The following is a 25,874-nucleotide window of genomic DNA, read 5'->3' as shown; positions in this document are numbered from 1 at the left end:
AACAGTCGTGATGATCTTCAAGAAAAACCTGACCCTCATCATATGGTGCGCCGCCATCGTCTGGAGCATCATGGGCATCCTGTCCTGGTCCCACCTGCCGGTGGAGGTCCGGCCCGGTGGTCTGAGGCTGACCTTCAACAGCATGATTGACCACATGCTGCATGGCCATTTCGACGTGGACCCGAAGACCGTCGAGGAGGAAGGCTTCCTCCGGGATGGAAAGGTCTATGCCTACTGGGGCATTTTCCCTTCCCTGCTGAGGCTGCCGGTCCTGCTTTTCCCCAACGGGTTGCACTGGGACGTGACACGTCTCTCATCCATCCTGGCCGTGCTGATGATCCTGTTCTTCAATTACAGGACATGGCGTTTCGTGTCGGACCGCTATCTTGGCGGGAATTCATGGGTCTCGCTCTGCCTGGCCATTGCTCTGGCCTTTTCTGGCGAACAGGTCTGCTTCTTTGAGCACAGCCTCTATCAGGAGGTCTGTTTCTGGGCCCTGGCCTTTGCCTCATGGTTCGTGTACTGCGCCATCCGTGTTCTCTGCGAGAAAGAATACTGGCGGTATGGCGGGCTGTACATGTCCATTGCGGCGTCCTGCGCCCTGCTGACCCGTGTTTCCATGGGCATCGGGCTTTATGCTGCGCTGCTCTGCTTTCTCATCATCTATTTCTACCGGTGGTGCCGCAGCTTCAGGACGAAGGAGGATGGTGTCACGCTCCCGTCCATCGTGGTGCCGGCCGTCATTTCCGTCCTCGCCATCATCGTGACGGGCTATGTGAATTACAGGCGGTGGGGGAACCCGCTCACCTTCGCCAATTATGACCTGTATCTCTACAATGTGGAGTTCCCCAGCCGTGTCCTGAGGACCAAGACTTACGGGCTGTTCAATCTTCAGAGATTTTATCTGGGCATCGTCTATTTCTTCGTGCCGATCTGGATATTCCAGAAGGCTGACGGGCATTATGTCCTTCAGGACAGTTTCACCAGACTGATTGATGCCAACGAGCTTCCGCCAAGCAGCTTTTTCCTGACGGACGGCTTCATGCTGCTCTGTGGAGGGCTGCTCATCGCCGGGCTTTTCCGGAAGAACCGGGTGTTCCCCGTCAGCAGGGCGGCCTTTGCGTCCATTGCGGTGTCCCTGGCCATTCCGGCCTTCCTGATGATGATTGCCATCAGCATGAATTACCGGTACCGGGCCGAATTCTATCCGGACATCGTCTTTCTCGGGACGCTGGGTTGCGTCTATCTGTACAGAAACCTGAGGGACGTGACGTTTCTCAAGAAGACGCTGATCACTCTTCTGGTCATCAGCGTGGTGTTCTCCAATCTCAACATTGCCCTCTACGGGGAAAGTGAGCTGGGACCCGCCTATATGTACATCAAGAACGGAGTGTTCTCCTATTACACCCACCGGATGTTCTGAGAGCGGAGACGTTTCTGCCTGAAAGAAAAATGGCCCTCCCGGTGCATGGGAGGGCCATTTTTTATGGAAAACCGTGCCGGACAGGTCGGATCAGCGGACCCGTTTATAGATGATGACACCATTGAAGGCATAACGCTGCACCACGCCATAGATGGCTTCGTAATGCTGTCTGATCTCCTTTATGAGGACATTGAAGGTGTCATGGTTGATGTAGGGGTTTCGGTCCGAATCATCGGCGGAGATGAGAATATAGAGAGGCTTCCGGGCCAGGATGGCCTTTATTTCCTGAACGGGATCAATGCCCAGGGCATGTTTCTCCGTATCCGTGCCGAGATGACCGGAGAAGGGGAAGCGGGTCAGGTGGCAGTAGGGAAGACTGTCCGTGAACGTGTCCGGTGTGTCGTAATTGTAGATGCAGCCGGGCTGGGCGGAGAAAACGGGCAGGACCTTTTTCAGGGTCGTCAGGTTGCTGGCCTTGTGCAGCCGCTTTTCTGCATCATAGGCCCGTATCCCACCCCAGACCAGCAGCAGGACAAGCCAGAGGCGGCTGAGCCGGGATGTCCAGAGCGGGGCGGCGAAGATGAAGAAGGCCGGGTAGAGGGGCAGGGAATAGTGTTTGGTGAAGGTGTTGAAAATGGCGAAGCCTGCAAAGGCGGTCCAGGCCCATCCCCCCAGAAACCGGGACAGTGTCTGGCAGTCCGCCGTCTGCTTCCTGAAGATGAGGCGCAGGATGGTGGTGATGAGCAGGATGCCCAGCATGACCAGTCCCCAGTACACCGTGTGCAGCCACTGGTGCAGGGAGGCGACCGGGGAGGGTTTTTTCAGGAAGATGGAAATGGCATTGGCAAACCACCATTCCTGAAAATGCCCGGCAAGGACATAGAACAGCATGGCCGCAACTGTCGGCACGAGGGCGATGCCGCACCAGGCCAGTGCGTACGGCACGACCTTCATGAGGTCCCTGTCCTGGCGGTAGGTGAGCCACATCAGGTACAGCCCGACATAGACGCCCTCAAAGACGACGGAGGTCTTGATCTGGAGGGCAAGGCCAAACAGGGCCATGACCCCGGCTCCTGTCTGGAAAAGGGAGAGGCGGGTCTGCCGTGCCAGAAAGCGTGTGATGAGCAGGATGGCCCAGACGGTGAGGAGATTGTAGAAAATGGGTGTCTGGCCACCGCAGCCTTGTGAGTTGGCGGTCCAGACGAGATAGAGGAAGCCCGCCAGAAGGGCACCCCCCGCCGGTGCGATGAAACGGGCCACTTTCAGGCACAGGATGGACGTGGCCCAGGCACTCAGCAGGGCGAATGTCTGATAGGCCCAGACACGCCAGGGGCCGAAAAGGTGGAAGACTTCATAAAGCAGGAAGATGCCGATGGGTTTCCGGTCCCACACATCCACAAAAGGAAGTTCGCCATGCAGCATCCTGCCGCCGACGAACATGTAGAATTCTTCATCCGCAAATATAAAAGGATTTCCAAAAACCATGGCACGGGTCAGGATTGCCATGACAAGCAGTAAAAAATAGGCTATATGTGTTTCTCTTGAAGACCATGTGTGGCGGTTTAGGAGTGATGTATGGGACATTCTGACAGCCGGTGAAGTATAGAAACGTGTTTTCATAGAGGAAAACAGCGGCGCATTCTATACAGAAGTGTAAATTGATCAAATGAATCCGATGGCTTTCTGTAGGAAATTATTATGATTTTCGTGCTACTGGAATTGTCTGTAAAGGAAGCATTAGGGATGGTCGCTGATGCATTTGTCTGGAATGGGGTATGTTTGTGCCTAGCAAAAAGGACCGGGTGATCTGGTGCTGGTGTGCCGTATGGGCTGCCCTCTTTCTTCTGACATGCACGAGGACCGTGCTGGTCATGTTCCACCATGTGCCTCTGGACGTCAATGAGGGCTGGAATGCCCAGCTGGCGAGCTGGACGGCCGGTGGTGATCATCAGCTCTATTCATCCGACAGGGGCTTCGTGTTCAACAATTATCCTCCCCTGTCTTTCGTCCTGATGGGGGGGCTGGTCCGGCTGGGGTTTGACGCCATCATCACGGGCCGCATCCTGTCCTGTCTTTCCGTTCTGGTTTCGGCCGCCCTGATCGCCCGGATCATCCAGGTCGTGACGGGCAGGCTGGCGGCAGCCCTGGCAACGGCGGTCCTCTTCCTCGTGACGGCTAATACGGCATTTCACGGCTATTTCGGGATGAACGACCCGCAGTGGCTGGCCCAGGCTCTCATGCTGGGAGGGCTGTATGTGATGGTCAGCCGGAAACCGGCCGAGCTGACATGGCAGCGTCTGTTCTGCTGTGCCCTGCTGATCGTGCTGGGCGGATTCACGAAGCATAATCTGGTGGCCTTGCCGCTGGCCATGTTCGTCTGGCTGCTCTGTGTCGACATGAGGAAGGCCGCCCTCTGGAGTGCCATGCTTGGTGCCCTGCTGGCCGTCGGTTTCTTGAGCTGTTACGAGGTGTACGGGATCAGTTTCTTCAGGGATGTCTTTCTGCACCAGCGTGTCATTCGGCTGGGGCGGGTGATCCACAGCGTGCGCCAGCTGCCTTTCATGGGGGGTATGCTGCTGGTCGGGGTGGGTGTGTTCTGCCAGAGGTGGCGTTCCGTCAGCCTGAAAGACCCTTCCGTGCTGGTGATGCTGTTTCTGGTGTTCGGCTGTCTGTTCGGGTTTCTGGAATCACTGGGTGAGGGTGTCGATTACAACTGCATGTTCGACGCTTTCGTGGCGGCTGCCATACTGTGCGGCATCGGTCTGGCCCGTCTGTCCGGGCCGGACGGGAAGCGGAAGCAGCTGGCCCGTGCCTGCTGGGTGATGGTGCTGCCTCTTCTGTGCCTTCTGCCTTTCTGGGGCATGTCCTCCTATCAGGAGGTGCAGACCGTCCGGCTGAAGGACAGCGAATGGCAGACCTACATACAGGCCCTGAGGATGCGGAACACGTCCCTGCTCTGCACGGATATGGCCCTGTGCTACTGGGCGGACAGTCGTGACGCCATTGACCGTTTCAATCTTTCGCAGGCCCTCAAGAAGAACAAGGAGGTCGTGTTCCTGAAGGACATGATCATCCAGCACCGTTTCTCGGTCGTGCAGCTCTATGGGACGATGACCCATTACAGCAGTGGCAACATCATCTTTGACAGCTGGCTTGCGAAGGCAGGGTACCGGCCCGTCATGGATAATGGTGAGATGATCCTGCTGGGTTACATACGCTGAGAGCCGGTCCCCCGGGGCGTGCTGTATCCTTCAGGGTGGTAGAGCCGCCAGCGGAGGGCCGTCTCTATGATGGAGTCGATTTCCGTATGGCGGGGCTGCCATCCCAGCTCCGTGCGGATGCGGGTCGGGTCGGTCACCAGAATGGCCGGGTCTCCATCCCTTCTGGGAGCCCATGACCAGGGGAGTGACTGCCCGCTGAGGCGTTCGACGGTTTTCATGACCTCCAGATTGCTGACACCCCGTCCCGTGCCCAGATTGTAGGTGACGGAGCCTTCATCCAGCCGGGACAGTGTCAGGAGATGTGCCTTTGCCAGATCGCTGACATGGACGTAATCCCGGATGCAGGTGCCGTCAGGCGTGTCATAATCATTGCCGGCGAGCCTGAGGAGCGGGCGTCTGCCAAGGGCCGTATCGATGGCCAGAGGAATGAGATGGGTCTCCGGGCGATGGTCCTCGCCCAGCCGTCCCTGTTCGTCCGCTCCGGCCGCATTGAAATAGCGCAGGCAGCCGTAGTGCAGGCCATGCTGCCGGTCTGCCCAGTGCAGGGCCCGTTCAATGAGAAACTTGCTTTCCCCATAGGGGGAACCGGGACTGATGGGGGCCGTTTCCGAGAGGGGTGCCGTGCTCCCGCTGTCGAACAGGGCTGCGGTGGAGGAAAACAGGAAACGCCCGATCCTGTGGCGGACACAGCCTTCTATCAGGTTCAGCGATGTCAGCATGTTCTGGCGGATGTAGTGGATGGGTGATTTCATGGAATCCCCCACGACCGACAGGGCCGCCAGATGCAGGACTCCATCCCAGCGTGTTTCCCCCAGTATGGTCTCAAGGGCGGTGGCATTGGCAAGGTCCGCATGGCGGAACCTGGCCCCCGCAGGAATGGCGGCCCGGTGGCCGGTGCTCAGATTGTCCAGAACGGTTACCTCATGCCCGTCTTCCAGCAGAGCCAGGGCAACATGACTGCCGACATAGCCAGCACCGCCGGTAACAAGATAGTGCATGGGTCTGGACGTTCCTCTTTCAGCTGTTGGAGAATGAAGAGCAGAAGAGTTTACACCATGACCGGTAACCAGATGGTTGTATGTCTGTCCGTTTTTTGAAAAAGCCCTGTCCTCAGCCCGTAAGGCGCAGGGCAGGCCCGGAGAGGCTATCCCCGGAGATTACGTCCATGATAACATGCCGTCTCATACGGCAGTCATTATCAAGATGCTGACATCAGTCGATACTGGAAAGGCGAGCAATGATCGTTCCTGTTATTCTTTCTGGCGGGTCTGGGACACGGCTCTGGCCAGTATCCCGCAAGAGCTACCCCAAGCAGTTCTGCGCCCTGCTGGGGCAGGATACGCCTTTCCAGGAAACCGTGCAGCGGACGAGACTGCTGGGGCTGGAGGCCGAGCCGGTCGTCGTGGGCAACCGTGAGCATCGCTTCATCATGGCCGAGCAGCTGCGGCAGGTGGGGGTTGAGAAGGTCGACATCATTCTGGAACCTGTGGCCCGCAATTCGGCGGCGGCCATGGCAGCGGCGGCGTTCTGGCAGATGCAGCGTGACGAGGAGGCCCTGCTCTGGTTCATGCCTGCCGATGCGGTGATCGAGGATCATGAGGCCTTGGGGCTGGCCCTGGAACAGGCCTGCGAGGCGGCCAGACACGATTACATCGTCACGTTCGGGATCAGGCCGACCCGTGCCGAGACGGGATATGGCTACATCCGTCAGGGAGACCTGCTGGACGGGCAGGAGAATGTCTACCACATAGCCCGGTTTCTGGAGAAACCGGAGGCCAGCAGGGCCGAGACGATGGCGGCTGACGGGCAGCATCTCTGGAATTCCGGGATGTTCGTGGCCCGTGCCCGTGTGTTCCTCGAGGAGCTGAAGCGGTACGAACCGGCCATATATGAGGCTGTGGCAGGGGCCGTGCAGAACGCCAGCGGAGACCTCGGTTTCGTCCAGCTGGATGAGGCCTCTTTTTCACGGTCTCCTTCCATCTCGGTGGATTATGCCGTGGCTGAGCGCACGGACAGGGCCGCCGTCGTGCCATCCAGTTTTTGCTGGATGGATGTCGGCAGCTGGGATGCCGTGTGGGAGCTGACGCCCAAGGACGGGAACGGCAATGCCGTGCGGGGCAACGTGTTTCTCGATCATGCCCGGAACTGTTACGTCAATTCCGATGGTGTCGTGGCGACCGTGACAGGGGTGGATGATCTTATCATCATCGTCACCCGGGATGCCGTCATGGTGTCACACAGGGAGCGGGCACAGGACATCAAGCACATGGTGTCCCGCCTGAAGGATGAGGGGCACCCGGAAGCCGAGCAGCATGTCCGCATGTACCGCCCCTGGGGGTTCTACGAAAGCCTCATCCAGGGGGACCGGTTTCAGGTGAAGCGTATTCATGTCAGCCCTGGTGAGAAACTGTCCCTCCAGAAACATTTTCATCGGGCGGAACACTGGGTCGTCGTGGCAGGTACGGCCCTCGTGACACGGGATGATGAGCAGATCATGGTGAGGGAGAATGAAAGCGTCTACCTGCCGCTGGGCTGCGTACACAGGCTGGAAAATCCCGGCCGTATTCCGATGACACTGATCGAGGTCCAGTCCGGGCCTTATCTGGGAGAAGACGATATTGTCCGCCTGGATGACCTGTATCGGCGTTGATCCATGTTTATCGGATGCGGGACTTCAAATCACCTGAACGTTACTATATTGCTGACAGGATGTCCCGTGACGGTGGGTGTCGGGCAGGGCCGCTGAAAAAGCCGGGGGCCGTTTTTTCGCCTGATATGGTCATTATGTGCGCTGGGTGTCTGTCGGGATGCCCGGAGCCGGGAAAGCCCGGGAGGCTTCGTCCGGCTGTCTGATACATGAGGGAGGTATGATGAGGGTTGCAGTAACAGGTGGATGTGGTTTCATAGGGTCTGCCGTAGTACGACACCTCATGCAGAGGACGTCCCATCAGGTCCTCAACATCGACTGCATGACCTATGCTGCCTCCGAGGAAACACTGGCAGCCGTGGCGTCCGATCCACGGTATTTCCACGCCCGCATCTCCATCAATGACCGACCTGCGCTGGAAAAGGCCCTGGCTGATTTTCAGCCGGATGCCATCATGCATCTGGCCGCCGAGAGTCATGTGGACCGGTCCATTGATGGTCCGGACGTTTTCATCCAGACCAACATTGTGGGAACATACTGCCTGCTGGATGTGGCACGTCGTTACTGGATGGGGCTGGAGACGGAAAAGAAGGCAGGGTTCCGCTTCCTCCACATTTCGACGGATGAAGTGTTCGGCCATCTGGCTCCGGAAGACCCTCCGTTCACCGAGACGACGGCGTATGATCCCCGCAGCCCGTACTCTGCCAGCAAGGCGGCGTCCGACCATCTCGTGCGGGCGTGGCATCATACTTACGGTTTCCCGGCTTTCGTGACCAATACGACGAACAATTATGGGCCGTGGCATTTCCCGGAGAAGCTGATCCCGCTGATGATCATAAATGCCCTGGAGGGGAAGCCCCTGCCCGTTTACGGAAAGGGTGAGAATCTCCGGGACTGGCTGTTCGTGGAGGATCATGCCGCTGCCCTGGTCCGGGCCGTGGAACATGGAAAGCCGGGCGAGACCTACGCCATCGGGGCCCGGCAGCCCCGGAGCAATCTGGATGTCGTGCGCCGGATATGCGCCCTGCTGGATGAGCTGGAGCCTGATCCTGCTGGCCCGAGGGAACGCCTGATCTCGTTTGTCAGTGACAGGCCGGGGCATGATTTCCGGTACGAGATTGACCCCAGTCATGCCGAACGGTGCCTCGACTGGAAGGCCGAGCATGATTTCGAGACGGGCCTGCGCAAGACGGTCCGGTGGTATGTTGACAACAGGTCATGGTGGCAGAACCTGCGGAAGCAGCGATATGATGGCCGCAGGCTGGGAGCCGAGAAATGACGAAAATTCCGACGGGCATGTCCGGTCAGCCTCTGACGAAAGGCATCCTGCTCTCCGGCGGATCGGGAACACGCCTGTACCCGATGACGCTGGCCTCCTCCAAGCAGCTTCTGCCTGTCTATGACAAGCCGATGATCTATTACCCCCTGACGACCCTGATCCTTGCCGGGATACGGGACATCATGATCATCACCACGCCGGATGATCAGGCCCAGTTCAGGCGGCTTCTGGGGACGGGCGAGCAGTTTGGCGTGACGTTCACATACCGTGTCCAGCCCAGTCCGGATGGCATCGCCCAGGCTTTCCAGATCGCCGAGGACTGGATCGCTGGTGCGCACTGTGCCCTGATCCTCGGGGACAACCTCATTTTTGCCGACGGGCTGGAGCACATGCTGCGGGATGCGACGAGGCGGCCACAGGGGGCCACGGTCTTCTCCTATCAGGTCCGTGACCCGGAACGGTATGGCGTCGTGTCGTTTGACGAGAATGGCCGGGCACTGGACATCATCGAGAAGCCGGTCAATCCTCCGTCCAACTGGGCGGTGACGGGGCTTTATTTCTATGATGGCCGGGTCTGCGATTTTGCCCATAAGGTACGGCCCAGTGCCCGTGGGGAGCTGGAGATCACGGACCTGAACCGGATGTATCTCGAGGAAGGCACGCTGGAGGTGGACCGTCTGGCCCGTGGCTGTGCCTGGCTGGATGCCGGTACGCCGGACAGTCTGATGCAGGCGGGCACGTTCGTGCAGGCCATCCAGTCCCGCCAGGGGCTGCTGGTCGGCTCTCCGACGGAGGCGGCCTACCGCATGGGGTTCATTTCTCATGCACAGCTTCTGGAAACGGGCAACCGGATGAAGAAAACCCCGTTGGGGCAGACCCTGCTCTGCGTGGCGGCAGAAGGCCGCCCGACAGTGTCATAGGTCATGTGATCTCCGGTTCTCCCAGATGGAGGTGACCGGAAGGTGGCGAGCATGAAAATGGAGGAGATGACAGGATGAAGGTTGAGGCACTGTCCCTGCCCGGTATCGTGAAAGTGACGCCGGCCCGCTTCGGAGACAATCGGGGATTCTTCTCTGAAACCTACAATCAGAAGAGCATGGCCGAGGCAGGAATTCCTGACTTGTTCGTACAGGACAATCAGAGCCTGTCCCGGCAGAAAGGCGTCGTTCGTGGCCTGCACTGCCAGCTGGCTCCGCATGGGCAGGGCAAGCTGGTCCGTGTGACCCGTGGGGCCATCTGGGATGTGGCCGTGGATGCCCGGACGGGGTCTCCGACCTATGGCCAGTGGGTTGGCGTGGAGCTTTCCGCCGAGAACTGGTCCCAGCTCTGGCTGCCGGTCGGCTTCCTGCACGGTTTTGTCACGCTGGAGGAAAATACCGAGGTGCAGTACAAATGTACCGGCCTGTATGACAAGGCCTCCGAGCGATCCGTGCGCTGGGACTGTGAGCAGCTGGGCATTGAATGGCCGGTGACACGGGATGAGGCCGTCCTGTCGGAGAAAGACCTTCAGGCCCCGTCTTTCGATGCAGCCCAGGGGTGGTTTGAATACAGGTGATGTCTCTCGGGGCATGTTTCCTTCTGGAACGAAAAGGGCGTGGATTATGACGAAGCCTTCCATTCTGGTGATTGGCCGGTCAGGCCAGCTGGCAACCTCCCTGAAGGAGCTGGGCGGTGACCGTGTCGTGACAGTCGGGCGGCCGGAAGCTGATTTCCAGACTCCCGAGACGCTGGCTGGTGTCATTGATGCCCATAAGCCCGAATTTATCGTCAATGCGGCGGCTTGGACGGCCGTTGATCTTGCGGAGACGGAGCAGGAAGCGGCCAGACAGGGGAATCATACGGGGCCGGCCCGTCTGGCTGAAGAGGCTGCCCGTCGGGGGATTCCTTTCATTCACGTTTCGACGGATTACGTGTTTGATGGGAAGAAAGGGTCTCCCTATCTGGAGAGTGATCCGATCAGCCCGGTGACGGCCTATGGCCGGACAAAGGCCGAGGGAGAGGCCGCCGTTCTGGCGGCCCAGTCACGGAGCATCATTCTGCGGACGGCTTGGGTCTATTCGGCGCATGGCAGGAACTTTGTCAGGACGATGCTGAATGCCGGTGCGAAGAATCCACGCCTGCGTGTCGTGGGGGACCAGCGGGGAAATCCGACCTCTTCGGACGATCTGGCGGCGGTGATTCTGGGCATTGTCGACAGGATCAGGGAAACGGGCTGGCAGGAGAGCTATGCGGGCATCTATCACGCCACGGGCAGAGGAGAAGCCACATGGCATGAGCTTGCCTGCCATGCGCTGGAACAGGCCACCCTATATGGCCGTACCATGCCGGAGGTGGAGGCCATCACGACGGCTGACTGGCCGACCCCGGCTGCCCGTCCGGCAGATTCCCGGCTTGATAATGGCAGGCTGGAACGTGTGTTCGGCCAGACCATGCCGGACTGGCGGGAGAGCGTGGCCCGTGTGGTCAGGCGGCTGATGGAGGCTGAGGCCTGACAGGCGCAGCTCTGCTCATGTGAAAAAGGCCGTTCCAGAAAAGGAACGGCCTTTTTTTCATGTCTGACAGGAAGATGTCCGGTTTGCTGGGTTCAGTTCTTTTTGCAGGGGAACAGCTCCCTTGTGACCCACATCAGGGTCAGGCCGATGAAGGCCGTGATGCCAAAAGCCGGGGCAGGGTGGTGGTGGAAGCCATGCTTCACCATCCGCCTGATGAAGGAGAATATGACACCGGAATTGAGTTTGCTTTCCCCGTGGGCACGATCACGGAATGTCATCGGGACTTCACGGACACGCAGGCGGTCAGGGAGGGCGATCAGGATGTCGAGCAGGATCTTGAAGCCTGTCCCATCCAGGAAAGGAACACGCCCGATGAAGGTGGAGCGTCTGATGACAAAAAAGCCGCTCATCGGGTCCGTCAACGAGACTCCAAGCAGGGTCTGGGCTGCCCAGATGCCGCTGTTGGAGAGGAAACGCCGCCAGCCGTTGGAAAGCCCTTCATTGCTTCCGCCAGCGACATGCCGACTTGCAACGACGACATCAGCCTGATTGGACTGAAGAATGGCGATCATGTCCGGCAGGCAACGCTCATCATGCTGGAGGTCCCCGTCCATGACGGCAATCAGGGGAGCGGACACGCTGAGGGCCCCCTCTATGACGGCAGAGGACAGGCCCCGCCGCCCGATGCGCAGCAGCCCCCGCACGTACGGCTTTGTCTCGGCCAGCCGCTGGACCGCATCCATCGTGCCGTCCGGGGAGTTGTCGTCCACGAACAGGACTTCCCACCTGAAACCGCTCAAGGTCTTTTCCAGAGCCTCCACGACGGGGCCAACATTTTCGACCTCATTGTAACATGGGATGATGATGCTGATGTCAGGGGCGGTCATATCAGGTTCCACTGGAGGAGGGTGTTACAGTAATAGGTTGGATGGCCCGTCAGTGCAAGATAACGGCTTCACGCCGATGAAGGCTCTGCTGGCTGGGGAATAACTGTCCTGTCAGGCAGGACAGTGCCTGCCGGTTCTGTTCTCTTCATGGCAGACAGATGCCTTCAGGAGGCCTGATGGCCCATGCGACGGTAGATGAAGACCTGCGTGTCGGTCGTTTCAGCCTCGGCTATGGCCTCGTTGATCAGATGCCGGTGGGGCGACAGGGAGCAGACAGGATCGGTCAGGGTCGCATCGCCTGCCAAGGCCAGAGCCTGACAGCGGCATCCCCCCCAGTCGATCTCCTTGCGGGAACAGGAGGCGCAGGGTTCCGGCATCCAGTCCGTTCCCCGGAAGAGGGTGAAGGCTCGTGAGTGGTACCAGATGTGACTGAGCGTGTGGTCCCGGACATTGTCGAATGTCAGGGACGGGATGGTTTCGGCCGCATGGCAGGGCAGAACATGGCCGGAAGGTGAGATGTTGAGGAAGCGTTGCCCCCATCCGCCCATGCAGGGCTTGGGACGGTCGGCGTAATAGTCCGGGGTGACGTAATCTATGGCCAGCCCGCCTTTTGCCTCCTCGGCGGCAACATGCCGGGCGGCTTCCTCAAGCTGCCTGCGGGAGGGAAGAAGGGCGGCACGGTTCTTCAGGGCCCAGCCATAATACTGGGTGTGGGCCATTTCGACCCGCTGGGCGTCAAGCTGGCGGGCCAGGGCGAACATGTCCGTGATGCGGGAAATGTTGGCCTTCTGGAGGACGAAGTTCAGCGTCAGGGGGATGCCGGCCTGCGTGATGAGGCGGGCGGCTTCCAGCTTGCGGGGTTGGACCTTCGGAAAATCGCTCAGCCGGTCGGCTTCCGGCCCGTCGGTGTCCTGAAAGGAGAGCTGCACATGGTCCAGTCCGCTTTCATCCAGCCGCTTCATGGTCTGGGGGGTGATGAGGACACCGGACGTGATCAGGTTGGTATAGAGATTCAGTTTATGGGCGTGAGCGATGAGGGTGTAGAGGTCCGGGCGGGCCATGGGCTCCCCGCCGGAGAAATGGACCTGAAGGACACCCATCTCGGCCGCTTCCTCCAGCACGCGGAGCCAGTCTTCCGTGCCGAGTTCCTGGGCCTTGCGTTCCAGTTCCACGGGGTTGGAGCAGTAGGGGCAGGAGAGCGGGCAGCGGTGCGTCAGCTCGGCCAGAAGGCTCATGGGAGCCGGGGGACGTGTGGAGGTGCCGTTTTCCATGTGGCTGTCCGGTGCCCCGCTCACGGCCGGAGAATCCTTTTTTCCGTCAGGTCGGAGAGCAGGGCGAGCACATCCGTGGCGATCTGGCCCCTGGGAGCCTCGTAGCGTTCGGCCAGCCGGTCGATGACCGTACTGAGACGGGTCTGCCCGTCCAGTTCCTGGAGGATGGCCACGGCAATGGGGTCTGCCAGCAGGGCACGTTCCGGGGCCTGGATCACCCACTGTTCCCTCACCCTGTCATGCTGGAGGCGGTAGCCCCGGCTGAAACCGGGGCGGTCATCTTCAGTCAGCGTGACATGTGGCGTACGGGATGAGGATGGCATGGGAACCTTGCTGGCAGGAGGGAGGGTTTCAGGGTGTTTCCGGCACGAAGGCACCGGGGGGGATGTGGCCCTTCACATAAGCGTGGTCCAGGGCATCAAGAAGCTGCCAGAGGATGGCGCACTTGAATTCCAGCGCACCAAGCACTTCCTGCTGCTGTTCCGGCGTGCGGGCATGTTCCTTGACATAGTTCAGCGCAAAGGTGGAGTCCTGCGGGGCCTGTGTCAGGCGGGGCTTGAAATAGGCCAGCGTGTCCTCGGAGATGTACGGGTAGTTGCGGAGCATCCCTTCCATGCGTTCCCCGATGATGGTCGGGGAGAAAAGTTCCGTCAGGGAGGAGGCGATGGCGGCCAGAATGGACCGGTCCCGCACGAAGGCCACATAGGCATCCACGGCGAACAGCGTGGCAGGCAGCAGACCCTTCAGGCCTGTCACATACTCATCATCAAGCCCCAGTCCACCGGTCAGTTTCAGCCAGCGGGCGATGCCGCCGGGGCTTTCGGCCGTGCCGTCATGGTCCTCGATCCGGCGTCGCCATTCACGGCGCAGCTCGGTCGTGGGCAGGCGGGCGAGCAGGGTGGCATCTTTCCGGGGAATCTGGGCCTGATAGTAATAGCGGTTCAGTGCCCAGGCCTGGAGCTGCCCCTTGGTCAGCCTGCCCTCATACATGGCTTTGTGGAGCGGATGCTGGCGGTGATAGCGTTCCGCCCCGATGGCACGGAGGCGGGCTTCCAGCTCGGCAGGGGAGAGAAGGGTACTCATGATGACACCTCATCAGGTTGGATTCTCATGCCATCCTCACCGATGACCCAGCCCGCCTGCTCGGCTGCCTGCCGCTCGGGGCTGTCTTCCAGAAGGATGGGGTTGGAATTGTTGATGTGGACGAAGAATTTCTTCGGCCTCGTACAGGCAGCAAACTGTTTGAGGGGGCCATCATCCTCACTGACGGACACATGCCCCATGCGGTGCCCGCTCTTGGGGCTGAGGCCCGTGCGGATCATCTCGTCATCCTGCCAGAGCGTCCCGTCGAAGAAGAGCAGGTCGGCCCGGCTGGCACGGTCCTTCAGGGCCTGCGTGATCTCGGCACAGCCGGGGACGAAGAGCATGGTCTTCGTTCCGTCGGAGATGGAGAGGCCGAGCGTGTCATCGGGCCTGGTCCCTTCGGATTCGGCATAGAGGGGGGCCTTGCCGGGAACGGTGAAGGCTTCCAGCGTCAGGCCGGATGGCCTGCCATCCTTGAGAGGCAGCGGGATGGCCGTTCCTTCCGTGATGGCGACACGGGGAATGATGGTGCGGTCCAGAGCCTCGAAAATGGGGTTGCGGTCCAGCTGCGCCAGGGTGGAGGGGCTGCCCATGAGGGTGAACGGTTCCCGTTCCCGCAGGGTCAGAAGCCCGGTGATGGCGTCAATTTCCGCTCCGGCAAGGATGACGGCCTGGATGGGGGTTCCACGGGGGGCACCTGTCTGGTGCAGGGCCGGGGTGGCGAGTATCTGCTGGCGGAGGTCCGGCGAGGCGTTGAGGAGGAACCAGTGTTCGCCATCGCCACTGACGGCGAGGGAGGCCTGCGTGCGGGGTCTGGCCTTCATGCCCTCCCGGGCCAGAAGGCAGCCTGGTGCGGCGGAATTCCATTGGGGGAAGCCGCCACCGGCTCCGGCTCCCAGAATGATGACGTCAAGCACGACAGAGACCACCTTTCTCCAGCCTCACGGGAGCGGATGATTCCCCGTGGCTGGCTGTGTCCGTGTTACGCACCTGCAAAGCCGTAAAGAGCGGGCCCGTCCCGCAGATCAGTCAGGCGCGGAGGCAGGGAGGCGGAGCAGAAATGCCGGTGCCTCCCTGCCATGCGTATGTCCGTGCGGAGATTACTTCTTCTCGCCGCAGACATAGGAGTTGATTTCGCCGCCCAGAGGGATCTCGGTTACTTTCGGTGTGTTCCATGCCATGATGGTACTCCTTTTCTGGTCAATGCAGGGCGTCCCGCAGAGGAGAAAAACCCTGCCAAGGCAGGATAGAGCAGAAGCCGCAGGAAATGCCAGAAGAAACGTGCGTGGCAGTCCGGGTGAGACTGCATCCCGGCCATGCGGTGTCTGAACGACATGGTGATTGCTGGTAAAGGGAGCGTTTTTCTGGCAGGAGCGGGGCAGAAAGATGCAGATTGCCGCCCGGCCGGCAGAACAGAGAAACAGATGAGGAATGACATGGGCAAGCAGTCACGGCGGGGAGTTTGTCTGGTGATCTCGGCCCCGTCGGGGGCGGGAAAATCCACCATAGCGCAGGCTCTCCGCAGGGCGGACCCGACCATCTTCACGTCCGTGTCCGTCACGACCCGCTCCCCCCGCCCCGGTGAGGAGGAGGGCGTCCATTACTACTTCCGTGATCTGGAAACATTCCGTCACATGGCGGCCAATGGTGAGCTGCTGGAGTGGGCGGAGGTGTTCGGCCGTGGGTACGGCACGCCCCGTGCGCCGCTGGAGGAAGCCCTTGCCGCTGGACGTGACGTGATTCTGGACATTGACTGGCAGGGCTGCCGCCTGATGCGCCGGGCCATGCCGGATGACGTGGTGGGGCTGTTCGTTCTGCCTCCCTCGCTGGAAGAGCTGGAGTCCCGCCTGCGTGGACGGAACTCCGACAGCGAGGAGGAAATCGCCTCCCGCATGAAGGCCGCCATGAGCGAGATTTCGCACTGGCCGGAATTCGATTACGTTCTGGTGAATGATGATCTGGACCGGGCCGTGGAAGAGGCCCGGGCCGTGCTGGCGGCCAGCCGTCTGGCCCGTGCCCGTCGCCGGGACGTTGCCGCCCTCTGGCCAGTAGCGGGCTGAAAGCGGCTCTGATAAGCTGGACCCGTATGTTGCAAGCAGGAGCTTAACCATGACTGATATGCAGGCAAAGACGCCGCTTATTCTGGCCCTCCCCAAGGGGCGGATCCTCAAGGCCCTACGTCCTGTCCTGCATCATACGGGTTTCGAACCGGCGCAGGACTGTCTTGATGAGAGCAGCCGCCGCCTCCGCTTCCCCACGTCCGAGCCGGGGCTGGATGTCGTGCGGGTCCGGTCCTTCGATGTGGCAACCTTCGTGGCCTATGGTGGGGCTGACATTGGCGTCTGCGGGGCGGACGTGCTGCTGGAGTTCGACTATCCCGACCTCTATGCACCGCTGGACCTTGGCATTGGCGGATGCCGCATCGCCGTGGCCCGCCCGAAGGGAAGTGGCGATGAGGAGCCGCCGGAAGGGCGGTCCCGGCTGCGGGTGGCCACCAAATATCCGGCCATTGCCCGCCGTCATTTCGCCTCCCGGGCCATCAATGCCGAGATCGTGCATCTGCATGGGGCGATGGAGCTGGCCCCGGCCCTGGACATGGCCGACGTGATCGTGGACCTCGTGGATACAGGCTCCACCCTGCGGGCCAACGGGCTGGAAGAGGTGGAAACCATCGCCCATGTGACCAGCCGCCTGATCGTGAACCGCATCGCCCTGAAAACCCGCCCCGAGGAAGTCGGCAGCCTGATCGAGCGGTTCCGGTCTGCCGTCGCCCAGTCTGCCCGGAAGGGGGAGTCCATCTGATGAAACGTCTGAACACGACATCACCGCAGTTCGCAACCGAGCTGAAGGCCGTTCTGGCCCGCCGTGGCGAGCAGAGTGGCTCCGTGGCGGAGCCGGTACGGGCCATTCTGGCCGACGTGCGGGAACGGGGCGATGAGGCCCTCTGTGACTATACCGAGCGGTTCGACCGGCTGACCCTGACCCCCGACCAGCTGCGCATCAGCGAGGCGGAGATCAGGGAGACGGCAGACCGTGTCGCTCCGGAGACGAAGGAGGCCCTTGCCCTGGCGGCAAAGCGCATCCGGGCGTTTCATGAGGCCCAGCTGCCCAGGGACCTCGACTATACGGATGAGGCCGGACTGCGGCTGGGAATGCGCTGGACGGCACTGGATGCCGCCGGTCTCTACGTGCCCGGTGGCAAGGCGGCCTATCCGTCCTCCGTGCTGATGAATGCCCTTCCGGCCCATGTGGCCGGTGTCAGACGGCTGGCCATGTGCGTGCCGACACCGGATGGCGTGCTGAATCCGCTGGTCATGGAGGCGGCCCGGCTCTGTGGCGTGACGGAGATTTACCGCATTGGTGGGGCACAGGCCGTGGGTGCCCTGGCCTATGGCACGCAGGGCATTGCTCCGGTGGACCGCATCGTGGGGCCGGGCAACGCCTTCGTGGCGGAGGCCAAGCGGCAGGTGTTCGGCCATGTGGGAATCGACAGCATTGCCGGTCCTTCCGAGGTCGTGGTGGTGGCGGATGGCAGCAATGATCCCCGTCTGGTGGCGATTGATCTTCTGGCACAGGCAGAACATGACGAGCAGGCGCAGTCTGTCCTGATCACGCAGGATGAGGCCTTTGCGGACAGGGTCATTGCGGCGGTGGAGGAAGAACTGAAAACACTCCCCCGGGCGCAGATTGCCCGCAGGAGCTGGGAGGATTGTGGGGCAGTCGTGATTGTCCGGTCGGAGGATGAGGCGGCCGCAGTGGTGAACGAGTTTGCCCCGGAACATCTGGAGGTCCTGCTGGATGATCCGAGAGCCTTCAGTCTGAAGGTCCGTCACGCCGGGGCGATCTTCATGGGGCGGTTCTGCCCGGAGGCGGTCGGGGATTATGTCGGTGGTCCCAACCATGTCCTGCCGACCAGCCGCACGGCCCGTTTTGCTTCTGGTCTTTCCGTTTATGATTTCCTGAAGCGGACGACATCCATCGAGACGGACATGGAAGGACTGAAGAAGGTCGGCCCCGCCGGTGTGATCCTTGCCCGGGAGGAAGGGCTGGACGCCCATGCCATGAGCCTGTCGGAACGCCTGAAACAGGGCTGAGGCAGGGGCCTGTCATGAAGAAAGGGCCGCCCCGGCATGGGAGCGGCCCTTCTTCGTTCCGGACTGGAGGGAGGCCGTGTTCAGCTCCGCAGGAACTCCAGCATCAGGCTGTTGAAGCTGGTCGGGTCTTCCACATGCAGCCAGTGCCCGGTGTTGGGAATGGTCTTGATGTCCGCCTGGGGGAAGTAACCCCGGATGACGTCGTGATGCTGCGGCTTGATGTAGGGAGAGTTTCCGCCCCGGATGAACAGGGCCGGACCGTCCCATGTCTTGCCCTTGAAAACATCCGGCCAGGACTGGATGACGGGGAAGCTGGCGACGATGTCCGTCACGCCGATGTTCCACCGGGCAGGGTCGCCGGGCGTGATGTGCTGGGCGATCAGTTCGCCAACGGAAGGGTCTTCCGTCAGGTCATGCAGGAACTTGCGGATCTCGGCATGGCTGTTCAGGGCCGGGAGCGGCGTGTGGTACAGCTGCTGCGCCAGATCGTGCTGGCCGTGGATCATGATGTCCGGGGCAATGTCCGCCACCAGAAGTTTCCTGAAACGTTCTGGGGCTGTCAGTGCCGTGGCCATGGCCGTCTTGCCGCCCATGGAATGTCCCACGATGTAGGCTTCCCTGATTCCCAGCGCATCCATGCTCTCCAGCACGTCCTTTGCCATTTCCGGGTAGGAGATGGGGGCGTGGGGGCTGTCCCCGTGGCAGCGGAGGTCGAACGCCACCGTGTTGAAATGGGGGCTGAGTGCCCTCTGGAGAATGCCCAGGTTGCGTGCCCGTCCGAAGACGCCATGAAGCATGACAACTGTCGGTGCGTCATCCACACCGGTCTCATTGCGAACAAGGGAAGCAAGCTGCATGACTGTAACCCTTCTAGCGGACTGGAATGATAGGAAGAGCCGCCGCTTATAGAGTTATTCTGGATAAAATCAATCCTATATTCCCTATGAGAGCGATTACAACAGATTCATTTCTATGAAGTAACAGCCTGTTCCGGGAAAAATGGCGGGGAACAGGGTGGCCGTGCGGGCAGGGCATGGTATGCCTTGGATGGTGGATGGATCGGTCCTGTCCTGCTGGCGAGGCGGAGGCAGCGGAGATTGTGAGGAAGCACCCTTATGGCACATGAAACACGGCACCCTGAGACCCTGGCCCTCCATGCAGGCTGGCGGGCAGACCCGGTGACGGGATCGGTCGTACCACCCATCCATCAGACGACATCCTACCAGTTCGAGAGCAGCCAGCAGGCGGCGGACCGCTTTGCGCTGAAGGATGTGGGCATGATCTATTCCCGTCTCACCAATCCGACCGTTGACGTGTTCGAGAAGCGCATGGCCGCACTGGAGGGTGGTGCGGCTGCCGTGGCCGTGGCGTCCGGTCAGGCTGCCGCCATCGTGGCGATACAGACACTGGCCGAGGCGGGCGACAATATCGTCAGCGGAACGGACCTGTACGGGGGAACATGGAATCTCTTCGCCCATACGCTGAAGAACATGGGTGTGGAGGTCCGTTTCGTGGACCCGTCCGATCCGGCTGCCTTTGAGGCGGCCAGTGACGGGCGGACACGGGCCTGGTATCTGGAAACCCTGCCCAACCCCAAGCTGGTCGTGGCCCCGATGGCCGCCATTGCCGAGGCAGGGCGGGCACGGGGTATTCCGCTGGTCGTTGACAATACCGCAGCCCCCCTGCTGGCCCGCCCGCTGGAGCAGGGTGCGGCCATCACGATCTACTCGGCCACCAAATATATCGGAGGGCATGGGACATCCATTGGCGGGCTGATCGTTGATGGTGGCCGGTTTGACTGGGGGCAGCGTCATCCGCTGCTGACACGGACCGACCCCAGCTATCATGGTGCCATCTGGACGGAGGCTGCCCGCCCGCTGGGGCCGGTGGCCTATGCGCTGCGGGCCAGGGCCGTGCTGCTGCGGGATGGCGGGGCAGCCCTGTCGCCTTTCAATGCCTTCCAGCTCATTCAGGGTGTGGAGACGCTCCCCCTGCGGATGCCCCGCCATTGCGAGAATGCGCTGAAGGTGGTGCGGTTCCTGCAAGGTCGCCGTGATGTGGAGCGTGTGATCCATCCTGCCGTGCAGGAGGGAGAGGCCCGCCAGCGGGCCGAGGCCGTCCTGAAAGGAGGGCTGGGTGGGCTTGTCGGGTTCGAGCTGCCCGGTGGCCGGGAAGCGGGCCAGCGTTTCATTGATGCGCTGGAGCTTTTCTACCATGTGGCGAACATCGGGGATGCCCGGAGTCTGGCCATCCATCCGGCGTCCACCACACATGCACAGCTGAGTGAGACGGAGCAGAAGGCGGCCGGTGTGTCGCCAGGCTATGTCCGGCTGTCCATCGGGCTGGAACACCCCGAGGATATTCTGGCCGATCTGGCCCAGGCACTGGACCGTGCTGCCGGGTGAGAGGGGCCGTCATGCCCTTCACCTCTTGGCAGGGCCTGTCTGAAGGCGCAGTGTGGCAGGCCTCCATTATTCCAGAAGCGATGAGATGAAAGGAAGATCATCATGTCCACACCAGAAAGCCGCCTTGCCGAGCTGAACATTGAACTGCCCGTGGCCGCCGCCCCGGTTGCCAACTATCTGCCGGTCGTGCGGACGGGGAACCTGCTGGTCGTGTCCGGACAGCTGCCGCTGGTGGATGGCAGGCTGCTGATTACCGGCAAGCTGGGGGCCGAGGTCTCCAATCAGGCGGGGACGGCCTGTGCCCGGGCCTGTTTCATCAATATTCTGGCCCAGCTGAACACGGCCCTGAATGGTGATCTGTCCCGGGTGCGCCGTGTCGTGCGTCTTGGCGGCTTCATGGCCTGCACGCCGGACTTCATCGACCATGCCGCCGTGATGAACGGGGCGTCTGATCTTGCCGCAGCGGTTTTTGCCGGTGAGGTTGGACAGCATGCCCGCTCCACCGTCGGGGTGCCCAGCCTGCCGCTGGATGCGCCGGTCGAGGTCGAAGCGATGTTTGAGGTTGTCTGACAGTCCGGCTGCTGATGAAGGCGGGCCGCTGCTCCACAGGGAGGGCGGCCCGTTTTTCATGAGTGAGCGTCCCATATTGGGGGGTTCCTTTTGGCGGGTTGCCTGTTATGGAGGGAGGACACCGCCATGACCGTTCAGGGGTGGTGTGGTAATGATCTGCAGAAGGATGAATTGACGGATGAGTGATACGGTTCCTGATCGTCTCTCGGTCTACCCGGACAGCCCGTATTTCAATGAGGAAATACTGAGCCGTGGCATTGGCGTGCGCTTCAAGGGTGAAGAGAAGACCAATGTCGAGGAATACTGCATCAGCGAAGGCTGGATACGCGTGTCCGTCGGGCGGACGCTGGACCGTCGTGGCCGTCCCATGACGCTGAAGCTCAGCGGTCCGGTCGAGGTGTGGTTCAAGGACAAGGCCGACGCCTGATCCAGGCAGGCATGGATGACGGGAGGGGCGGAACCGTGAAAGAGGCTGATGCTGCCATGCCTGTGGGGGATGCCGGGCACGGTGCCGTCACGGTGCCGGAACGGGCGAGCTTCTGGTTCCGCCGGTTTCTGGCGTTCGTGGGGCCGGGCTACATGGTGGCCGTGGGGTACATGGACCCCGGCAACTGGGCGACCGACCTTCAGGGTGGGGCCCAGTTCGGCTACCGGCTTCTGTTCGTCATTCTGCTGGCCAACATCATGGCCGTCCTGCTTCAGGCTCTCGCCGCCCGGCTGGGGATCGTCACGGGCAGGGACCTTGCCCAGGCCTGCCGGGACTGGCTGCCCCGGGGGCTGAGCCTGCCGCTCTGGCTGACCTGTGAACTCGCCATCATCGCCTGTGATCTGGCGGAGGTCATTGGCACGGCCGTGGCCCTGAATCTGCTGTTCGGCATTTCCATCATGGCCGGAACGCTGATCTCCGTGCTGGACGTGTTCATCGTGCTGCTGCTCATGCGGCGGGGAATGCGGGCACTGGAAGCCTTCGTCATAACCCTGCTGGGCATCATTGCCGTCTGCTTTGGCGTGCAGCTCGTGGCGGCAGCCCCGCCAGTCGGAGCGGTACTGAAGGGGTTCCTGCCCTCGCCGGTGGTCTTCACCAATCCGGGGATGCTCTATGTGGCCATAGGCATCATCGGGGCGACGGTCATGCCCCACAATCTCTATCTGCATTCCTCACTGGTCAAGAGCCGTACCTATTCCCGTACGGATGAAGGCCGGAAGGATGCGCTGCGCTGGGCCACATGGGACAGCACGCTTGCCCTGACGCTGGCCCTGTTCATCAATGCGGCCATCCTGATCGTGGCGGCGGCGGCGTTTCATGGCACGGGGCATCAGGACGTGGCGGAGATCAGTGATGCGTGGAAGCTCCTGTCCCCCGTGCTGGGGTTCGGGCTGGCTTCCACGCTGTTTGCCGTGGCCCTGCTCGCTGCGGGCACCAACTCCACCGTGACGGGGACGCTGGCTGGGCAGATCGTCATGGAAGGATTCCTGCACCTTCGTCTGCCCTACTGGGCACGGCGTCTGCTGACCCGGGGGCTGGCCGTCCTGCCCGTCATCGTCGTGATCGCCATTTTCGGGCAGGGCAAGGTGGGTGACCTGCTGGTGTTCAGTCAGGTCGTGCTGTCCATGCAGCTGCCTTTCGCCATGATCCCGCTGGTCTGGTTCGTGTCCAGCCGGAAGCACATGGGACGTTTTTGCCTGTCTCCCGTGCTGGCCGTTCTGTCTTGGCTGGTCGTGCTGGTGATCGTCGGGCTGAACGTCAAGCTGCTGGGGGATGCCCTGTTCTGAGCCGCCCTCAGCAGGGCGTGCATTTTGGGGGCAGATAATGGAAGCTGCGGTCGAACCATGTCAGGCCATGACCGGCCGCATCGTTGACCGTGATGCTGTGGACACGGCAGATCAGCACGTCATGTGTCCCGATGCCGTGCGTGTTCTCTATCGTGCAGTCAAGCGTGGCGAGGGCGTCATCCAGCAGGGGTGAGCCAAGGGGGCCTGCCTGCCATGAGCCGTGAGAGAAGCGGTCTGCCGGACCAAGAGCACTGTTGGCAAAGGCGAAGGCAAGGCTTTCATGGCCTTTGCCAAGAATGCTGATTCCCAGCTGGCCATTCTTCAGAAAAGCCTCATGGGACTGGTTGCTGCGGTTCAGGCAGACCAGCACGGTGGGTGGCGTGTCCGTCACGCTGGTGATGGCGGAGACGGTCAGTCCCTGACGCCCCGCCGGTCCGTCCGTCGTGACAAGAACGACAGGGGAGCCAAGGCGGCTCATGGCGTTGCGGAAGACAGACTGCATGACAGGGACCTTCTGGCAATGATCAAACAGGACTAATGGGGGACGGATAATGGACTCATTGTGGCATGGATGCAAATGCCATTCCCGAGAGGCCGGAACGCAGACCGCTCCTGCGTGACATCACGCAGGAGCGACCCAGAAAGCGGAGTGTGGTTCCGGTCCTCAGTAGGTCAGTGTCAGGGAGGACTGATAGTAGGTTGCGTCACGGGCACCCACCTGATGCATGGCATGGGAGGTGAGGAAGCGGACGACGTGGTGATCCCATGTCAGATGCGGGCCGAGACGCAGGCTGGCAGCCATCTGCGGGGCAATGCCGACAAAGGAATCATGATTGTAGGAGTTGAACATGCCGGAGGTGAACTGCCGCTGGAAGATGTTGCGGCCATAGATGGAGTAGGTGTCGTCCCCTGCGCTGTAACGCCAGTAGATGGGCAGCTTCAGCTGGAAGGTCAGGTAGCTGGTGGGTGAGAAGCTGGCCTTGGGGGCGAAGTCGATCAGGTTCTGGCCGGTCAGGTAGTTGGTCGGGTCCAGGTAGTTGGTGTTCACACCGAATGGCTCGATGTAGGTGTTCACGCTGCCGGTCGTTCCACGGGCACCACCGCCGGAATAGGCGTCCCCCTGCACGCCAATGGTCGGGTGCCACATGACATGGCGGAAGTGATAATCCACCGTGCCGTTCATGGACCAGGCATTCACGTTGCGGTTCATGCGGTCATAATGGTTGGCCTTGTTGTAGGACTGGTAGAACGTGCCCTGCTGGTAGGCCCCGCCGAAAGAGAAGCTGATGGGACCAGCCTCCCCGTGCCAGCGCAGGCCGAAATTGTTGCGTTTCGTGTGGCCGAGGGCGGAGGCGTTGTACATCACGGTCTGCTGGGCAGGACCGCCATTTATTTCATAACCGTAATAGAACAGGTTGATGAAGGAATATCCCTTCTCGCCGAGAAAGTGGAAATCAGGCGGAGCGATGGTGACATTGGCCCCGTACAGCCGTGTCTTGTAATCCAGCGTGTCGTGGAAGAGGGAATTGCCACCACGGAAGCTGTCTGTGTGGTTGTTCTTGGTGTTGATGAAGTAGAAGCCGTCGAAACGGACCCGGTTCCAGTGTTCATAGATGCGGAAACCATCCCAGCTGAGCGGAACGTTCAGCACGTCACGGTTGCCGATCATGTAATCCGGGGCATCCAGGAACTGCTGGCGACCGAAAATGAAGCCACCATGTCCTCCTGCAGCATTGCCGCTGAGTTCCACGAAAGCCTGCTGGAGGTCCAGATTCTTGCGGAACGTACCGTCATAGCTGTAGCCACGCCACCCGCCAGCATCGGCATTGATGAGTTGGCCGAAGAAGCGCACGTGCTGGCCGAGATGCAGGTCGGCACTCCAGAGGTTGCGGACGGCGAAGCGGCCTGAATTGAAGGGCCGGGCCTTCATGGAGGTGGTGGGGTCTATGGCCGCACCGAAAACGGGGCGTCTGTCATACCAGTTGTTGAGGCGTGTCTCTCCGGCAAGGCTGAGCCAGATGGACCCGCTGTCATTCAGCTTCATGTGTTTGTAGGAATCGAAAGGATCGCCCCTGTCGCAGACACCTTTCCCGGGGGTACTGATGCTGTCCATTCCGGCGGGTGTGCCATACTGGGAGACCGGACCGAAGCCTGTCTCGCTGCCATCGCTCCGTGCCCAGACACCGTAAGGGTTGGAAGTGTCTTTTCCGTCATCCTTGGGGCAGCCACCGGGAGCCGTGTGCATGATGCGGTCCAGAATGCTGCGCTGCTGTGTCGTGTCGAGCGTGGACACTGTCCCGGCAGAGGGTGCCGCATGGGCGGAGGAGAGGGAAAGGCCAAACCCTGTCGTGAGAAGGGTGGTACACAGGGTGGCACGGGAGAAGAGGGAGTGTTTCATGGTCGTCTGTCACAGCCCGTTTGTGAAATGGTGAGCTGAGAAGACGGGAAAAAATGGCCCTCAACATTGATTTAAGGCAAGAATGTGCAAAAGATGCTTATAAAATAAACTTTTTATCATGACATGAAAAACCTATCACAGGGTAAAATCCGGCACGGGGAAGAAACGGTCTTTCAGAGAAGAAATCATTATAAATCAGAAAGTTGAATATGTTCCTGGAGTGAGGTGGCAGGAGAAAAAATCAGGGTCAGGGGAAATTTTCGCTACAGGGAAGTTTATAGGTATTCCTTTTCTCTGTGATTTTGATATCGAAGGTACTTGACTTCCATCA

25 protein-coding genes are annotated in these 25,874 nt (G+C 60.8%); 14 read left to right on the top strand and 11 right to left on the bottom strand.

The genetic code is table 11. The features are described 5' to 3' along the window. The first annotated feature begins 10 nt into the window (after window positions 1-10). On the top strand, window positions 11-1,423 hold the full coding sequence (locus tag CPA56_RS07235; RefSeq protein ID WP_182041333.1) for a hypothetical protein: 1,413 nt from the start codon (window positions 11-13) through the stop codon (window positions 1,421-1,423). 90 nt (window positions 1,424-1,513) lie between these two features. Here the strand turns inward: CPA56_RS07235 and CPA56_RS07230 are convergent, their stop codons facing one another. Continuing rightward, window positions 1,514-2,929, bottom strand: a complete 1,416-nt coding sequence (locus CPA56_RS07230) for an ArnT family glycosyltransferase (protein WP_182041332.1) — start codon at window positions 2,927-2,929, stop codon at window positions 1,514-1,516. 365 nt (window positions 2,930-3,294) lie between these two features. On the opposite strand from CPA56_RS07230, the gene CPA56_RS07225 reads away from it, so the two are divergent. Then, window positions 3,295-4,644 carry a glycosyltransferase family 39 protein gene (locus CPA56_RS07225; RefSeq protein ID WP_182041331.1) on the top strand — a complete coding sequence of 450 codons (1,350 nt, stop codon included), beginning with the start codon at window positions 3,295-3,297 and terminating at the stop codon, window positions 4,642-4,644. Here CPA56_RS07225 and galE read toward each other — a convergent pair. Further along, on the bottom strand, window positions 4,632-5,642 hold the full coding sequence (gene galE, locus CPA56_RS07220) for a UDP-glucose 4-epimerase GalE (RefSeq protein ID WP_182041330.1): 1,011 nt from the start codon (window positions 5,640-5,642) through the stop codon (window positions 4,632-4,634). The two genes, CPA56_RS07225 and galE, sit on opposite strands and share 13 nt — an antisense overlap. Window positions 5,643-5,881: 239 nt before the next feature. On the opposite strand from galE, the gene CPA56_RS07215 reads away from it, so the two are divergent. The 5 genes from CPA56_RS07215 to rfbD all read left to right on the top strand — a co-directional run bounded on the left by CPA56_RS07215 (window position 5,882) and on the right by rfbD (window position 11,062). After that, window positions 5,882-7,294, top strand: coding sequence for a mannose-1-phosphate guanylyltransferase/mannose-6-phosphate isomerase (locus CPA56_RS07215; RefSeq protein WP_182041329.1), 1,413 nt, complete (start codon window positions 5,882-5,884; stop codon window positions 7,292-7,294). Between the two features lie 220 nt (window positions 7,295-7,514). After that, window positions 7,515-8,570: a dTDP-glucose 4,6-dehydratase gene (gene rfbB, locus CPA56_RS07210; RefSeq protein WP_182041466.1), complete on the top strand. Its 1,056-nt coding sequence runs from the start codon at window positions 7,515-7,517 to the stop codon at window positions 8,568-8,570. 17 nt (window positions 8,571-8,587) lie between these two features. Continuing rightward, window positions 8,588-9,490 carry a glucose-1-phosphate thymidylyltransferase RfbA gene (gene rfbA, locus CPA56_RS07205; RefSeq protein WP_182041465.1) on the top strand — a complete coding sequence of 301 codons (903 nt, stop codon included), beginning with the start codon at window positions 8,588-8,590 and terminating at the stop codon, window positions 9,488-9,490. Between the two features lie 74 nt (window positions 9,491-9,564). Then, on the top strand, window positions 9,565-10,125 hold the full coding sequence (gene rfbC / locus CPA56_RS07200; protein WP_182041328.1) for a dTDP-4-dehydrorhamnose 3,5-epimerase: 561 nt from the start codon (window positions 9,565-9,567) through the stop codon (window positions 10,123-10,125). Window positions 10,126-10,171: 46 nt separating this feature from the next. After that, complete coding sequence (rfbD, locus tag CPA56_RS07195) at window positions 10,172-11,062, top strand: dTDP-4-dehydrorhamnose reductase (protein WP_182041327.1); 891 nt, start codon at window positions 10,172-10,174, stop codon at window positions 11,060-11,062. A 92-nt stretch (window positions 11,063-11,154) separates the two neighbouring features. On the opposite strand, the gene CPA56_RS07190 is transcribed toward rfbD, so the two are convergent. The 6 genes from CPA56_RS07190 to pqqA form a co-directional block, all read right to left on the bottom strand. Then, window positions 11,155-11,949: a polyprenol monophosphomannose synthase gene (locus CPA56_RS07190; RefSeq protein ID WP_182041326.1), complete on the bottom strand. Its 795-nt coding sequence runs from the start codon at window positions 11,947-11,949 to the stop codon at window positions 11,155-11,157. 164 nt (window positions 11,950-12,113) lie between these two features. Further along, window positions 12,114-13,220 (bottom strand): pyrroloquinoline quinone biosynthesis protein PqqE, encoded by a 1,107-nt coding sequence (gene pqqE, locus CPA56_RS07185; protein WP_182041464.1) that lies wholly within the window; start codon window positions 13,218-13,220, stop codon window positions 12,114-12,116. A gap of 20 nt (window positions 13,221-13,240) precedes the next feature. After that, a complete protein-coding gene (gene pqqD, locus CPA56_RS07180) occupies window positions 13,241-13,543 on the bottom strand; it encodes a pyrroloquinoline quinone biosynthesis peptide chaperone PqqD (RefSeq protein WP_182041325.1) in 303 nt (100 codons plus the stop codon). Window positions 13,544-13,571: 28 nt separating this feature from the next. Continuing rightward, window positions 13,572-14,303, bottom strand: coding sequence for a pyrroloquinoline-quinone synthase PqqC (gene pqqC, locus CPA56_RS07175; protein ID WP_195805124.1), 732 nt, complete (start codon window positions 14,301-14,303; stop codon window positions 13,572-13,574). Further along, window positions 14,300-15,220 (bottom strand): pyrroloquinoline quinone biosynthesis protein PqqB, encoded by a 921-nt coding sequence (pqqB, locus tag CPA56_RS07170; RefSeq protein WP_182041462.1) that lies wholly within the window; start codon window positions 15,218-15,220, stop codon window positions 14,300-14,302. Before pqqB ends, pqqC begins: the two co-directional genes overlap by 4 nt. Before the next feature lie 183 nt (window positions 15,221-15,403). Then, window positions 15,404-15,484: a pyrroloquinoline quinone precursor peptide PqqA gene (gene pqqA / locus CPA56_RS07165; protein ID WP_043559425.1), complete on the bottom strand. Its 81-nt coding sequence runs from the start codon at window positions 15,482-15,484 to the stop codon at window positions 15,404-15,406. Window positions 15,485-15,739: 255 nt separating this feature from the next. On the opposite strand from pqqA, the gene gmk reads away from it, so the two are divergent. The 3 genes from gmk to hisD are packed head-to-tail and all read left to right on the top strand — an operon-like array spanning window position 15,740 to window position 18,397. Further along, complete coding sequence (gmk, locus tag CPA56_RS07160) at window positions 15,740-16,363, top strand: guanylate kinase (protein ID WP_182041324.1); 624 nt, start codon at window positions 15,740-15,742, stop codon at window positions 16,361-16,363. A 49-nt stretch (window positions 16,364-16,412) separates the two neighbouring features. Beyond that, window positions 16,413-17,105 carry an ATP phosphoribosyltransferase gene (hisG, locus tag CPA56_RS07155; protein WP_182041323.1) on the top strand — a complete coding sequence of 231 codons (693 nt, stop codon included), beginning with the start codon at window positions 16,413-16,415 and terminating at the stop codon, window positions 17,103-17,105. Continuing rightward, the gene (hisD, locus tag CPA56_RS07150; RefSeq protein WP_182041322.1) at window positions 17,105-18,397 is read left to right on the top strand and encodes a histidinol dehydrogenase; all 1,293 of its coding nucleotides are present in this window, start codon (window positions 17,105-17,107) and stop codon (window positions 18,395-18,397) included. Before hisG ends, hisD begins: the two co-directional genes overlap by 1 nt. A gap of 80 nt (window positions 18,398-18,477) precedes the next feature. Here the strand turns inward: hisD and CPA56_RS07145 are convergent, their stop codons facing one another. Beyond that, window positions 18,478-19,254, bottom strand: a complete 777-nt coding sequence (locus CPA56_RS07145) for an alpha/beta fold hydrolase (RefSeq protein ID WP_182041321.1) — start codon at window positions 19,252-19,254, stop codon at window positions 18,478-18,480. Between the two features lie 258 nt (window positions 19,255-19,512). Between CPA56_RS07145 and CPA56_RS07140 the strand changes: the two genes are divergently transcribed. The 4 genes from CPA56_RS07140 to CPA56_RS07125 all read left to right on the top strand — a co-directional run bounded on the left by CPA56_RS07140 (window position 19,513) and on the right by CPA56_RS07125 (window position 23,145). Further along, window positions 19,513-20,802 carry an O-acetylhomoserine aminocarboxypropyltransferase/cysteine synthase family protein gene (locus CPA56_RS07140; RefSeq protein ID WP_182041320.1) on the top strand — a complete coding sequence of 430 codons (1,290 nt, stop codon included), beginning with the start codon at window positions 19,513-19,515 and terminating at the stop codon, window positions 20,800-20,802. 99 nt (window positions 20,803-20,901) lie between these two features. Beyond that, window positions 20,902-21,372 carry a RidA family protein gene (locus CPA56_RS07135; protein ID WP_182041461.1) on the top strand — a complete coding sequence of 157 codons (471 nt, stop codon included), beginning with the start codon at window positions 20,902-20,904 and terminating at the stop codon, window positions 21,370-21,372. 178 nt (window positions 21,373-21,550) lie between these two features. Next, window positions 21,551-21,799 carry a DUF3297 family protein gene (locus CPA56_RS07130; protein ID WP_182041319.1) on the top strand — a complete coding sequence of 83 codons (249 nt, stop codon included), beginning with the start codon at window positions 21,551-21,553 and terminating at the stop codon, window positions 21,797-21,799. Between the two features lie 56 nt (window positions 21,800-21,855). Further along, entirely contained in the window at window positions 21,856-23,145 is a 1,290-nt protein-coding gene (locus CPA56_RS07125) for an Nramp family divalent metal transporter (protein WP_407645666.1), read from the top strand. Window positions 23,146-23,152: 7 nt separating this feature from the next. Here CPA56_RS07125 and CPA56_RS07120 read toward each other — a convergent pair whose 3' ends face one another. Both CPA56_RS07120 and CPA56_RS07115 read right to left on the bottom strand, forming a co-directional pair. After that, on the bottom strand, window positions 23,153-23,647 hold the full coding sequence (locus CPA56_RS07120) for a flavin reductase (protein WP_182041317.1): 495 nt from the start codon (window positions 23,645-23,647) through the stop codon (window positions 23,153-23,155). Window positions 23,648-23,809: 162 nt separating this feature from the next. Next, window positions 23,810-25,543 carry an alginate export family protein gene (locus CPA56_RS07115; RefSeq protein WP_182041316.1) on the bottom strand — a complete coding sequence of 578 codons (1,734 nt, stop codon included), beginning with the start codon at window positions 25,541-25,543 and terminating at the stop codon, window positions 23,810-23,812. Between the last annotated feature and the right edge of the window lie 331 nt (window positions 25,544-25,874).

It is taken from the genome of Bombella mellum, from assembly GCF_014048465.1.
Classification (GTDB): Bacteria; Pseudomonadota; Alphaproteobacteria; order Acetobacterales; family Acetobacteraceae; genus Bombella; species Bombella mellum.
This window is presented reverse-complemented; position numbering and strand designations above follow the sequence as displayed.

Bases quoted from the DNA above. Each gene is read 5' to 3' on its own strand.
- pqqD (WP_182041325.1), bottom strand. From the start codon at position 13,543: ATGCCATCCTCATCCCGTACGCCACATGTCACGCTGACTGAAGATGAC.
- CPA56_RS07215 (WP_182041329.1), top strand. From the start codon at position 5,882: ATGATCGTTCCTGTTATTCTTTCTGGCGGGTCTGGGACACGGCTCTGG.
- galE (WP_182041330.1), bottom strand. From the start codon at position 5,642: ATGCACTATCTTGTTACCGGCGGTGCTGGCTATGTCGGCAGTCATGTT.
- CPA56_RS07130 (WP_182041319.1), top strand. From the start codon at position 21,551: ATGAGTGATACGGTTCCTGATCGTCTCTCGGTCTACCCGGACAGCCCG.
- pqqC (WP_195805124.1), bottom strand. From the start codon at position 14,303: ATGAGTACCCTTCTCTCCCCTGCCGAGCTGGAAGCCCGCCTCCGTGCC.
- CPA56_RS07225 (WP_182041331.1), top strand. From the start codon at position 3,295: ATGTTCCACCATGTGCCTCTGGACGTCAATGAGGGCTGGAATGCCCAG.
- CPA56_RS07190 (WP_182041326.1), bottom strand. From the start codon at position 11,949: ATGACCGCCCCTGACATCAGCATCATCATCCCATGTTACAATGAGGTC.
- gmk (WP_182041324.1), top strand. From the start codon at position 15,740: ATGGGCAAGCAGTCACGGCGGGGAGTTTGTCTGGTGATCTCGGCCCCG.
- CPA56_RS07145 (WP_182041321.1), bottom strand. From the start codon at position 19,254: ATGCAGCTTGCTTCCCTTGTTCGCAATGAGACCGGTGTGGATGACGCA.
- hisD (WP_182041322.1), top strand. From the start codon at position 17,105: ATGAAACGTCTGAACACGACATCACCGCAGTTCGCAACCGAGCTGAAG.
- rfbD (WP_182041327.1), top strand. From the start codon at position 10,172: ATGACGAAGCCTTCCATTCTGGTGATTGGCCGGTCAGGCCAGCTGGCA.
- CPA56_RS07140 (WP_182041320.1), top strand. From the start codon at position 19,513: ATGGCACATGAAACACGGCACCCTGAGACCCTGGCCCTCCATGCAGGC.
- pqqE (WP_182041464.1), bottom strand. From the start codon at position 13,220: ATGGAAAACGGCACCTCCACACGTCCCCCGGCTCCCATGAGCCTTCTG.
- rfbB (WP_182041466.1), top strand. From the start codon at position 7,515: ATGAGGGTTGCAGTAACAGGTGGATGTGGTTTCATAGGGTCTGCCGTA.
- rfbC (WP_182041328.1), top strand. From the start codon at position 9,565: ATGAAGGTTGAGGCACTGTCCCTGCCCGGTATCGTGAAAGTGACGCCG.
- CPA56_RS07120 (WP_182041317.1), bottom strand. From the start codon at position 23,647: ATGCAGTCTGTCTTCCGCAACGCCATGAGCCGCCTTGGCTCCCCTGTC.
- CPA56_RS07235 (WP_182041333.1), top strand. From the start codon at position 11: ATGATCTTCAAGAAAAACCTGACCCTCATCATATGGTGCGCCGCCATC.
- pqqA (WP_043559425.1), bottom strand. From the start codon at position 15,484: ATGGCATGGAACACACCGAAAGTAACCGAGATCCCTCTGGGCGGCGAA.
- CPA56_RS07125 (WP_407645666.1), top strand. From the start codon at position 21,856: ATGCCTGTGGGGGATGCCGGGCACGGTGCCGTCACGGTGCCGGAACGG.
- hisG (WP_182041323.1), top strand. From the start codon at position 16,413: ATGACTGATATGCAGGCAAAGACGCCGCTTATTCTGGCCCTCCCCAAG.
- rfbA (WP_182041465.1), top strand. From the start codon at position 8,588: ATGTCCGGTCAGCCTCTGACGAAAGGCATCCTGCTCTCCGGCGGATCG.
- CPA56_RS07230 (WP_182041332.1), bottom strand. From the start codon at position 2,929: ATGGCAATCCTGACCCGTGCCATGGTTTTTGGAAATCCTTTTATATTT.
- CPA56_RS07115 (WP_182041316.1), bottom strand. From the start codon at position 25,543: ATGAAACACTCCCTCTTCTCCCGTGCCACCCTGTGTACCACCCTTCTC.